The organism is Lelliottia sp. WB101, assembly GCF_003051885.1.
Taxonomy (GTDB): domain Bacteria; phylum Pseudomonadota; class Gammaproteobacteria; order Enterobacterales; family Enterobacteriaceae; genus Enterobacter; species Enterobacter nimipressuralis.
The window spans coordinates 4098349-4108508 of the sequence record NZ_CP028520.1 but is presented as its reverse complement, the minus strand read 5'-3'; the positions used below and the strand labels follow the sequence as shown (position 1 = coordinate 4108508).

The following is a 10160-nucleotide window of genomic DNA, read 5'->3' as shown; positions in this document are numbered from 1 at the left end:
TCACAGCCTAAATTTTGGCCCCTTTCGCGCTCATCAGGCTGATGCTAATCCAGATATCCTTACACGCCACTGGTTTTACATCCAGTATTTATTACTGGCAAATTTGCCAGCCGCGAGTAAAATTACTCACCTGCCGCTTTTTCCGTCATCAGGTTGTCGCCCATGAGTAAATTGTTCAAACTGAATTCTGCTTTCCGTCCGTCTGGCGATCAGCCGGATGCGATCCGTCGCCTGAAAGAGGGGCTGGAAGACGGGCTGGCGCACCAGACCCTGCTGGGTGTGACCGGTTCGGGCAAAACCTTTACCGTTGCCAACGTGATTGCGGATCTGCAGCGCCCGACGATGGTGCTGGCGCCTAACAAAACGCTGGCGGCGCAGCTGTATGGCGAGATGAAAGAGTTCTTCCCGGAAAACGCCGTTGAGTATTTCGTCTCCTACTACGATTACTACCAGCCGGAAGCCTACGTACCCAGCTCAGACACCTTTATCGAGAAGGATGCTTCGGTCAACGAACATATCGAACAGATGCGTCTGTCGGCGACGAAAGCGCTGCTTGAGCGTCGGGATGTGATCGTGGTGGCGTCGGTCTCCGCCATCTATGGTCTGGGCGACCCGGACCTTTACCTCAAGATGATGCTGCACCTGACCATCGGGATGATTATCGATCAGCGCGCGATTTTACGCCGTCTGGCGGAGCTGCAGTATGCCCGTAACGACCAGGCGTTCCAGCGCGGTACTTTCCGCGTGCGCGGCGAAGTGATCGACATCTTCCCGGCAGAATCCGACGATCTGGCCCTGCGCGTTGAGCTGTTTGACGAGGAGGTCGAGCGTCTGTCGCTGTTTGATCCCCTGACTGGCCACGTTGAGTCGGTGATTCAGCGTTTTACCATCTACCCGAAAACCCACTACGTCACCCCGCGCGAGCGTATCGTGCAGGCGATGGAAGAGATCAAAGTGGAGCTGGCGGACCGCCGTAAGGTGCTTCTGGCTAATAACAAACTGCTCGAAGAGCAGCGCCTGAGCCAGCGTACGCAGTTCGATTTAGAGATGATGAATGAGCTGGGTTACTGCTCGGGCATTGAAAACTACTCGCGTTATCTCTCCGGGCGTGGTCCTGGCGAGGCACCGCCGACCCTGTTCGATTATCTCCCGGCTGACGGTCTGCTGGTGGTGGACGAATCTCACGTCACCATTCCGCAGATCGGCGGCATGTATCGCGGTGACCGCGCGCGAAAAGAGACGCTGGTGGAGTACGGTTTCCGTCTGCCGTCGGCGCTCGATAACCGCCCGATGAAATTTGAAGAGTTCGAGGCGCTGGCCCCGCAAACGATTTATGTGTCGGCCACGCCGGGGAACTACGAGCTGGAGAAATCCGGTGATGAAGTTATCGATCAGGTGGTGCGTCCAACGGGCCTGCTGGACCCTATTATCGAAGTTCGCCCGGTGGGAACGCAGGTGGACGATCTGCTCTCAGAGATCCGCGCTCGCGCATCGGTTAATGAGCGTGTGCTGGTCACCACGCTGACCAAACGTATGGCGGAAGACTTGACCGAATATCTGGAAGAGCACGGAGAGCGCGTGCGCTATCTGCACTCGGATATCGATACCGTTGAGCGTATGGAGATCATTCGCGATTTACGTCTTGGCGAGTTTGACGTGCTGGTGGGGATCAACCTGTTGCGAGAAGGTCTCGACATGCCGGAAGTGTCGCTGGTGGCGATTCTGGATGCCGACAAAGAGGGCTTCCTGCGTTCTGAGCGCTCCCTGATTCAGACCATTGGCCGCGCGGCGCGTAACATCAACGGGAAAGCGATTCTGTACGGTGACAAAATTACGGCGTCGATGGCGAAAGCGATCGGCGAAACGGAACGTCGTCGTGAGAAACAGCAGCAGTACAACGAAGAGCATGGCATCACCCCACAGGGGCTGAACAAGAAAGTGGTGGATATTCTGGCGCTGGGTCAGGGGATTGCGAAAACCAAAGGCCGCGGAAAAGCGCGTCATCCGGTTGAGGCTGATGCGGTGGAAGTGCTGCTGACACCGAAAGCGCTGCAGCAGAAAATCCACGAGCTGGAAGGGCAGATGATGCAGCATGCGCAGAATCTGGAGTTTGAAGAGGCGGCGCAGCTTCGCGATCAGCTGCATAAACTGCGCGATCTGTTTATCGCGGCGTCGTAACTCGCATTGCCGGGCGGCATTGCGTCTGCCCGGCTAACCGTTCGGATGCGTTGTCGGCCCGGTTAGCGTAACGCCACCGGGCGCAGTTCGGTTATCCCAACGCCTGAATCGCTTTTTCCAGCGCCAGGCGCAGCAAATGCCGGTCGTGGCGATATTTAATATCACTCGCTTCCAGCTCGGTCTGCACTACCACACGACCTTCCATTCCCGAAACATCCACCTTCGGCCCTACAACCACACCGTCGATAATTTTTTTACCGACGTACTGCTCCATCAGATTGAGTTTATCGGCAAGTGAAAGGCTGGCGGCGGCAGGGCTAAGCTCTTTCCCCAGATTACCGATATACACCATCGGCGCGGGTGTTCTGCGCAGCGCCTGAGCCAGCTCTTTTACCAGCAGCAGCGGCATCAGGCTGGTGTAAAAACTGCCAGGGCCGATGAGGATCAGATCCGCCTCGCTGATAGCTTCCACCGCTTCGCGCGTGGCAGGAACAGTAGGGTAGGTCATCAGCTCTTTGGGTGGGACTACCAGCTGGTCAATATTGACCTCGCCGTAAACTTCATGCCCTTCCATGTCGATCGCCATCAAATCGACCGGTTGTTCCGACATAGGAATCAGGAAAGCATCCACTTTCAGCAGATTTCGGATTAAATTGATCGCCTCAAGCGGGCGTACGCTCAGGTGATCCAGCGCCTTTAACATCAGATTTCCGAGGTTATGCCCGGAAAGTTCCCCGTTACCGCCAAAACGATACTCAAACATCGCCGATGCGACGCTTTGTTCGGTAATTAACTGGTTAAGACAGTTACGCATATCGCCCCAGGCGATACCGCCTTCTGAACGACGAATACGACCTGTTGAGCCACCGTTATCGGTGGTGGTCACGATCCCGGTGAGCCTGGAGCCCAGCGAGGATAATGACGACATAACCCGCCCCAGCCCATGCCCTCCGCCGAGAGCGACCACACGGTCAAGATCCGCAAAAGTGCGATTGCGCATACAGATTCCTTATGACATTTGATCCGCGTAACAGTAACCCAACTACCCCTAAAAGACGATGCCCGACCCCTGTCAAAATGACGTATATCAATGCGAAATATTGATTTTTACGTATTCTGTAGTGAAAGTGCACGATCAGGTCGCTATATATATAATTATATAGCGAAATCGGCGAATGGCGAAAGCGCCATTTCCGCGCTACTATCGGCATAACCCACGTTTTCAAATTTGAAAACATACACTCTAGCCCTGGCGCCTGTGTCACACGATATGGCGCCCTGGCCGTGACGGAAACGTCACCAGGGTACAGAAAGAAATGACTGTGCCTCCCGTACTGGAAAGGTGTACATGGCTTCTCAACTCACAGATGCTTTCGCGCGTAAGTTTTTCTATTTACGTCTGTCGATTACCGATGTGTGCAATTTTCGTTGCACCTATTGCCTGCCAGACGGCTACAAGCCGGGCAGCGTCACCAATAACGGATTTCTTTCCGTCGAGGAAGTGCGCCGCGTCACGCGTGCGTTTTCTGAGCTTGGCACGGAAAAAGTCCGTCTCACGGGTGGCGAACCCTCTCTGCGTCGTGATTTTCCCGACATCATCGCCGCCATTCGTGAAAACGAGAGCATTCGCCAAATCGCCGTCACAACCAATGGCTATCGCTTGGCCCGCGATGTGGCCCAGTGGCGCGATGCGGGTCTCACGGCCATCAATGTTAGCGTCGACAGCCTAGATGCGCGCCAGTTTCACGCCATCACCGGGCAGGATAAGTTTCGCCAGGTGATGGAGGGGATCGATGCGGCGTTCGAAGCCGGTTTCGACAAAGTCAAAGTCAATACGGTGCTGATGCGCGATGTAAACCATCACCAGCTCGACACCTTCCTCGCGTGGGTCAAACCCCGCCGCATTCAACTGCGTTTTATTGAGCTGATGGAGACGGGCGAGGGCAGTGACCTGTTCCGTCGTCATCATATCTCCGGCATGGTGCTGCGCGATGCGCTGCTAAAACGCGGCTGGATCCACCAGATTCGTCAACGCAGCGACGGCCCGGCGCAGGTCTTTTGTCACCCGGATTATGAAGGGGAAATTGGGCTTATCATGCCCTATGAGAAAGACTTCTGCGCCACCTGTAACCGTCTGCGCGTCTCGTCTGTGGGTAAGCTGCATCTGTGCCTGTTCGGCGACGGCGGCGTGGATCTTCGCGATCTGCTGGAAGACGATGCGCAGCAGGAGGCCCTCGAAGCGCGCATTTCTGCTGCTCTGACGCATAAAAAACAGACCCATTTCCTGCATCAGGGCGACACCGGGATTACACAAAACCTGTCTTACATCGGCGGGTAATCGGCTTAAAAGGAACCAGAAAATGAGTCAGGTCAGCGCTGAATTTATTCCGACGCGTATTGCTATTCTTACCGTTTCTGAACGTCGTGGTGAGGAGGATGACACCTCCGGCCACTGGCTGCGCGACGCCGCCCACGAGGCGGGGCACAGCATCATTGATAAAGCGATAGTGAAAGAGAATCGCTACGCCATTCGCGCTCAGGTCTCCCAGTGGATCGCCAGCGCAGAGGTGCAGGTGGTATTGATCACCGGCGGCACCGGTTTTACCGCAGGCGATCAGGCGCCAGAAGCGCTGCTGCCGCTCTTCGACCGCGAAATCCAGGGCTTTGGCGAAGTGTTCCGGATGCTCTCCTTTGAGGAGATCGGTACGTCCACGCTGCAGTCGCGCGCCGTGGCCGGGATCGCCAACAATACCCTGATTTTCGCCATGCCAGGCTCCACCAAAGCCTGCCGCACCGCATGGGAGAACATCATCGCTCCGCAGCTGGATGCCCGCACTCGTCCGTGTAATTTTCATCCTCATTTGAAGAAATAAGCTATGTCGCAATTGACCCACATTAACGCCGCTGGCGAAGCGCATATGGTGGATGTTTCCGCCAAGGCCGAAACGGTGCGTGAAGCGCGCGCCGAGGCTTTCGTAACCATGTTGCCAGAAACCCTGGCGATGATTATCGACGGCAGCCACCACAAGGGTGACGTTTTCGCTACCGCGCGTATCGCCGGAATTCAGGCCGCGAAACGTACCTGGGATCTTATCCCGCTGTGTCACCCGCTGATGCTCAGCAAGGTTGAAGTGAGCCTGCAGGCTGAGCCGGAGCACAACCGCGTGCGTATCGAGACGTTGTGCCGTCTGACCGGCAAAACAGGCGTCGAGATGGAAGCCTTAACGGCGGCGTCGGTTGCGGCGCTGACCATTTACGATATGTGCAAAGCGGTGCAGAAGGATATGGTGATTGGCCCGGTTCGTCTGCTGGCGAAAAGTGGCGGCAAATCCGGTGATTTCAGGGCGGACAATCATGATTAAAGTGCTTTTTTTTGCTCAGGTGCGAGAGCTTGTCAATACCGACAGCCTGACCCTCGAGATGCCGTTCGACAACGTCGAAGCCCTGCGTGCCCATCTGGCGGCGCAAGGCGATCGCTGGGCGCTGGCGCTTGAAGAGGGAAAACTGCTGGCGGCGGTGAATCAGACGCTGGTGGAGTTTTCCCATCCGCTTAACGCCGGTGACGAAGTGGCCTTTTTCCCGCCGGTCACAGGGGGTTAATCTTGGCTGACACGCGGATTATTGTTGGAGCGGAACGCTTCAATGTCGGCACGGAATACAGCTGGCTGGCCGAGCGCGACGAAGACGGAGCGGTGGTGACATTTACCGGTAAAGTCCGGAACCATAATCTGGGGGAGAGTGTGAGCGCGCTGACCCTCGAGTATTATCCGGGGATGACGGAAAAGTCGCTTGCCGCTATCGTGGAAGAGGCCCGTCAGCGCTGGCCACTTGGTCGTGTCACGGTGATTCACCGCGTCGGCGAAATGTGGCCTGGCGAAGAGATTGTCTTTGTTGGCGTCACCAGCTCGCATCGCGGTAGCGCGTTCGATGCCGGTGAATTTATTATGGATTATCTCAAAACCCGCGCGCCGTTCTGGAAGCGTGAAGCCACACCGGAAGGGGAACGCTGGGTGGAATCGCGTGACAGCGACAAGCAGGCTGCCAGCCGCTGGTAACCGGATGGCGCGGATGTGTTAATCTTAAAAGGTGTGCCCACTTAATCAGGAGTTATCATGGACCGATTTCCACGTTCGGATTCAATCGTTCAGCAGACGCGTAGCGGCCTGCAAACTTATATGGCGCAGGTGTACGGCTGGATGACCTGCGGCCTGCTGTTAACCGCGTTTATCGCGTGGTACGCAGCCAATACCCCCGAACTGATGATGTTTATCTTTTCCAGCAAAATCACCTTCTTTGGGCTGATTATCGCCCAGCTGGCGTTGGTTTTTGTGCTTTCCGGACTGGTGCAAAAGCTCAGTGCGGGCATGGCGACCACGCTGTTTATGCTCTATTCGGCGCTGACCGGCCTGACGCTCTCCAGTATTTTTATCGTCTACACCTACTCCTCTATCGCCAGCACCTTCGTGGTGGCCGGTGGGATGTTCGGTGCCATGAGCCTCTACGGCTACACCACCAAACGTGATTTGAGCGGTTTCGGCAATATGCTGTTTATGGCGCTTATCGGGATTGTGCTGGCGTCGCTGGTGAACTTCTGGCTGAAAAGCGAAGCGCTGATGTGGGCGGTGACCTACATTGGGGTGATTGTGTTTGTCGGCCTGACGGCGTATGACACTCAGAAGCTGAAAAACATCGGCGAGCAGATTGACGTGCGTGACAGCGGTAACCTGCGCAAATACGCCATTCTTGGCGCGTTAACGCTCTATCTGGACTTCATCAACCTGTTCCTGATGCTGCTGCGGATTTTCGGTAACCGCCGCTGATGGCTGTGCCCGGCGGCGCTTACGCCTGCCGGGCATGCAATTCGTCGTTTGGTCAGTGGACCGCCACCCGCATTTTGTTATTTCGCCATCGCTTTCTCATTCTTCGCCCGCAGCTTTTTCGCCCGACTCTCCAGAATCAAATAGCCGACCGTCGCCAGTGCCAGCGGCAGGAAGTAGTACAACATTCGATAGGCCAGCAGCGCCGCGATAATCGTGCCGTGCGACACGTGTTCCCCCGCCAGCAGGGCAATAAACACTGCTTCTAACACCCCGATTCCGGCCGGAATATGGACAATCACCCCGGCAATACTGCTCACCAGCAGCACGCCAAGCACGAAGAAATAGTTCACCTCTTCGCCAATCAGCAGCCAGATAATGGCCCCCATCACCATCCAGTTAGCGCTGGAGATCACCATCTGCACCAGCGCGAACTTCCACGATGGCAGCACCAGTTTCTGCCCTTTGACGGTCATATGACGGCGTTTAGCGAATGCGCAGGCCCAGAGATACGCCGCGATGATCAGCAGCAGGACGATGCCCAAAATCCGCAGCGTCGTTTCGTCGATATACCAGTGGGCCGGAAGCTGCACCACGCCAATGGTGAAAATCACCCCGCCGAGCAGGATATACCCGAGCCAGTTTGTGGTGATGCTTAGCGAGAAAATGCGCGTGATGGTACTGCCCGGCAGCCCGAGGCGCGAATAGAGGCGGTAGCGCATGCCGATGCCGCCCACCCAGGTGCTGAGGGTCAGGTTAAAGGCGTAGCAGATAAACGATACCAGCATGACCTGGCGTTTCGCCAGCTTATGCCCGCAGTAGGCGCGGCCCAGCAGGTCGTAGCAGCCGTAAATCAGATAGCTGACGATCACCAGCCCGACGGCGCTGAGCAGCACCAGCCGGTTGTAGTTGCGGATGACTTTCCACACCTCTTCCCAGTCAATTTTCTGCGCGTACACCACCAGCAGCACGGCAACAGCAATGAAAAACAGCCAGGTGAGAATGCGTTTAGCCAGCCGCCAGCGCGGATGTGATTTGCTCATTACGGTTTCACCCCTGAGTTTTCGGCTTCAACCCTGTCCTGGGTCTCCATTTCCGGCTGAACAGGCGCCGGCACCAGTGCGAGCTTGGGCGTATGAGCCGGCAGCCAGCCCACCAGCGCCGGGAAGTGGCGCAGGAAGTGGAACACCACCACGCTTTTGGTCAGATTCCACCAGGTGCGTTTCGGCACCATCGAATCATCTACTCGCACGCAATCGCGAGCGATAATGCCCGTAAGATTGTCGCGCAGGGTCTGGTTAAATGCGCGATCGTGGATGATCAGGTTAGCCTCCAGATTAAGGGACAGGCTCAGGGGATCGAGATTGCTGGAGCCAACGGTCGCCCAGTGATCGTCCATCAGCGCCACTTTTCCGTGCAGCGGGCGGCGGCGATACTCGTAAATCTGCACGCCACCTTTGACCAGATAGTCGTACAGCAGTCGCGCACCTACGGTGACAATCGGCATATCCGGCTCGCCCTGTACAATCAGTTTGACCCGCACCCCACGCCGTGCGGCATTGCGCATGGCATGCAGCAGACGGTAGCCGGGGAAGAAATAGGCGTTGGCGATGATCACTTCGCGCTTCGCATTGGCGAGCATCTTCAGATAGTGGCGTTCAATATCGTCCCGATGCTCGTCGTTATCGCGCCAGATAAACAGCGCCTGCGCCTCACCGGGCTGGCGGTTTTCTTCCGGGCGATGATGGCGTTTCCACCAGCGGCGCACCGCCGACTGCCCCGGCAGGTTTTCCAGCTCAAAGAGCAAGATATCCTGCACTACCGGGCCTTCGACTTTCACTGCATAATCCTGCTTCGCCTCCGGGCCGTAGTCGGACATGTGTTCGTCGGAGTAGTTGATCCCGCCCACGAACGCGACGTTGCCATCCACCACCACAATTTTGCGGTGCATCCGGCGAAAGACGTTGGTGCGCATGCCGAAGAGCGGCGGGCGCGGATCGTAATAGCGGAACACGACGCCTGCGGCGGTCAGCTCGTTGACGAAGCTGTCGCTGAGGTCGGGCGAACCGTAGCCGTCGAGCAGCACTTCGACTTTAACGCCGCGCTGAGCCGCGCGCAGCACGGCCTGATGGAGTTGACGGCCCACGTCGTCCTCGAACCAGATAAACGTTTCGAGAATAACTTTTTGCTCTGCCGCATCGAGGGCAGCAAAAACGGCGGGATAATACTCATCGCCATTTTCCAGCAGCGTAATTTGGTTACCTTCTCGCCATGAACTTTTCATAAGTGAATCTCCGCACTTAACGGGGCATGGTCAGACAGGTGACGCCAGCCGCGCAGCGCCAGGGTGCTCGGATGGCTGGCGTGGGCGTTTTTGACGTAAATGCGATCCAGGCGCAGCAGAGGAAAACTGACCGGGAAGGTGCGCGCCGGGCGGCCATGCGCCCGGGTAAAAATCTCATCCAGCCCGGAATCGGCCTTCAGCGGGCGGTTTGCGCGCTGTCGCCAGTCGTTAAAATCACCGGCGATAACCACCGGATCGTTATCCGGCAGCGAATTGACCCAGCGGGTCATCATCTGCAACTGTGCCTGACGGTGCGCTTCCCGCAGGCCGAGATGCACGCAGCCCACGTGAACCGGAAAGGCCAGATCCGGCGGTTTTATCCGACAGTAAAGCAGCCCGCGTTTTTCACTTTCTCCCACCGACACGTCGTGATTTTCATAATGTTCGATGGGAAAACGCGACAGCACCGCGTTGCCGTGGTGCCCTTCCGGGTAGACTGCGTTGCGGCCATAGGCATAGTCGCTCCACATGGTATCAGCCAGAAATTCGTAGTGGGTGGTGTCTGGCCAGTTCTCGACGTGCAGCGGGTGAATATCGTGCGCGCCCATCACTTCCTGCAGGCAGACGATATCCGCGCCGACGGTACGTACCGCGTCACGCAGCTCGGGTAAAATGAAGCGGCGGTTAAATGCCGTGAAGCCTTTGTGTGTGTTAATCGTCAAAATTTTGAGCGAAAAATGCCGGGTTTTTTGCGTCATATGCTCCTGCCAGCGTCACTATCCTGATGAAAATAAAGTGTAGTCGGCGTCACAAAAAGATGCGGTGTTACGGAATTTTCCGTAAAGTGCGGTACTCTGAACTAGCAGAGAAATATCCTTCAG

11 protein-coding genes and 1 riboswitch are annotated in these 10160 nt (G+C 56.5%); of the genes, 7 read left to right on the top strand and 4 right to left on the bottom strand.

All coding sequences use genetic code 11. The features are described from left to right. Positions 1–162 precede the first annotated feature (162 nt). Positions 163–2178 carry an excinuclease ABC subunit UvrB gene (uvrB, locus tag DAI21_RS19930; RefSeq protein ID WP_102105221.1) on the top strand — a complete coding sequence of 672 codons (2016 nt, stop codon included), beginning with the start codon at positions 163–165 and terminating at the stop codon, positions 2176–2178. A 91-nt stretch (positions 2179–2269) separates the two neighbouring features. Here the strand turns inward: uvrB and yvcK are convergent, their stop codons facing one another. Continuing rightward, positions 2270–3178, bottom strand: coding sequence for a uridine diphosphate-N-acetylglucosamine-binding protein YvcK (yvcK, locus tag DAI21_RS19925; protein ID WP_100777131.1), 909 nt, complete (start codon positions 3176–3178; stop codon positions 2270–2272). A gap of 227 nt (positions 3179–3405) precedes the next feature. Beyond that, a riboswitch (molybdenum cofactor riboswitch) is annotated at positions 3406–3539 on the top strand. Here yvcK and moaA point away from each other — a divergent pair. The 6 genes from moaA to DAI21_RS19890 all read left to right on the top strand — a co-directional run bounded on the left by moaA (position 3527) and on the right by DAI21_RS19890 (position 6998). Next, positions 3527–4516: a GTP 3',8-cyclase MoaA gene (moaA, locus tag DAI21_RS19915; RefSeq protein WP_100777130.1), complete on the top strand. Its 990-nt coding sequence runs from the start codon at positions 3527–3529 to the stop codon at positions 4514–4516. It overlaps the preceding riboswitch by 13 nt. Before the next feature lie 22 nt (positions 4517–4538). After that, positions 4539–5051 carry a molybdenum cofactor biosynthesis protein B gene (moaB, locus tag DAI21_RS19910; protein ID WP_100777129.1) on the top strand — a complete coding sequence of 171 codons (513 nt, stop codon included), beginning with the start codon at positions 4539–4541 and terminating at the stop codon, positions 5049–5051. A gap of 3 nt (positions 5052–5054) precedes the next feature. Continuing rightward, positions 5055–5540: a cyclic pyranopterin monophosphate synthase MoaC gene (gene moaC, locus DAI21_RS19905; protein ID WP_100777128.1), complete on the top strand. Its 486-nt coding sequence runs from the start codon at positions 5055–5057 to the stop codon at positions 5538–5540. Then, positions 5533–5778, top strand: coding sequence for a molybdopterin synthase sulfur carrier subunit (gene moaD, locus DAI21_RS19900; RefSeq protein ID WP_107703998.1), 246 nt, complete (start codon positions 5533–5535; stop codon positions 5776–5778). Before moaC ends, moaD begins: the two co-directional genes overlap by 8 nt. A 2-nt stretch (positions 5779–5780) precedes the next feature. Further along, a complete protein-coding gene (moaE, locus tag DAI21_RS19895) occupies positions 5781–6233 on the top strand; it encodes a molybdopterin synthase catalytic subunit MoaE (RefSeq protein ID WP_107703997.1) in 453 nt (150 codons plus the stop codon). Between the two features lie 57 nt (positions 6234–6290). Continuing rightward, positions 6291–6998, top strand: coding sequence for a Bax inhibitor-1/YccA family protein (locus DAI21_RS19890; RefSeq protein ID WP_100777125.1), 708 nt, complete (start codon positions 6291–6293; stop codon positions 6996–6998). 77 nt (positions 6999–7075) lie between these two features. Here the strand turns inward: DAI21_RS19890 and DAI21_RS19885 are convergent, their stop codons facing one another. From DAI21_RS19885 to DAI21_RS19875, 3 genes are read right to left on the bottom strand one after another with little or no spacing between them, the layout of a single operon-like run. After that, a complete protein-coding gene (locus DAI21_RS19885) occupies positions 7076–8038 on the bottom strand; it encodes a YbhN family protein (protein ID WP_102105216.1) in 963 nt (320 codons plus the stop codon). Beyond that, positions 8038–9279 carry a cardiolipin synthase ClsB gene (gene clsB / locus DAI21_RS19880; protein WP_100777123.1) on the bottom strand — a complete coding sequence of 414 codons (1242 nt, stop codon included), beginning with the start codon at positions 9277–9279 and terminating at the stop codon, positions 8038–8040. The genes DAI21_RS19885 and clsB overlap by 1 nt, the downstream gene beginning before the upstream one ends. Next, on the bottom strand, positions 9276–10037 hold the full coding sequence (locus tag DAI21_RS19875) for an endonuclease/exonuclease/phosphatase family protein (protein WP_102105215.1): 762 nt from the start codon (positions 10035–10037) through the stop codon (positions 9276–9278). Before DAI21_RS19875 ends, clsB begins: the two co-directional genes overlap by 4 nt. Between the last annotated feature and the right edge of the window lie 123 nt (positions 10038–10160).

Coding starts and splice junctions, on each gene's coding strand:
- uvrB (WP_102105221.1), top strand. CDS start 163: ATGAGTAAATTGTTCAAACTGAATTCTGCTTTCCGTCCGTCTGGCGAT.
- DAI21_RS19875 (WP_102105215.1), bottom strand. CDS start 10,037: ATGACGCAAAAAACCCGGCATTTTTCGCTCAAAATTTTGACGATTAAC.
- moaD (WP_107703998.1), top strand. CDS start 5,533: ATGATTAAAGTGCTTTTTTTTGCTCAGGTGCGAGAGCTTGTCAATACC.
- DAI21_RS19885 (WP_102105216.1), bottom strand. CDS start 8,038: ATGAGCAAATCACATCCGCGCTGGCGGCTGGCTAAACGCATTCTCACC.
- clsB (WP_100777123.1), bottom strand. CDS start 9,279: ATGAAAAGTTCATGGCGAGAAGGTAACCAAATTACGCTGCTGGAAAAT.
- moaA (WP_100777130.1), top strand. CDS start 3,527: ATGGCTTCTCAACTCACAGATGCTTTCGCGCGTAAGTTTTTCTATTTA.
- yvcK (WP_100777131.1), bottom strand. CDS start 3,178: ATGCGCAATCGCACTTTTGCGGATCTTGACCGTGTGGTCGCTCTCGGC.
- moaB (WP_100777129.1), top strand. CDS start 4,539: ATGAGTCAGGTCAGCGCTGAATTTATTCCGACGCGTATTGCTATTCTT.
- DAI21_RS19890 (WP_100777125.1), top strand. CDS start 6,291: ATGGACCGATTTCCACGTTCGGATTCAATCGTTCAGCAGACGCGTAGC.
- moaC (WP_100777128.1), top strand. CDS start 5,055: ATGTCGCAATTGACCCACATTAACGCCGCTGGCGAAGCGCATATGGTG.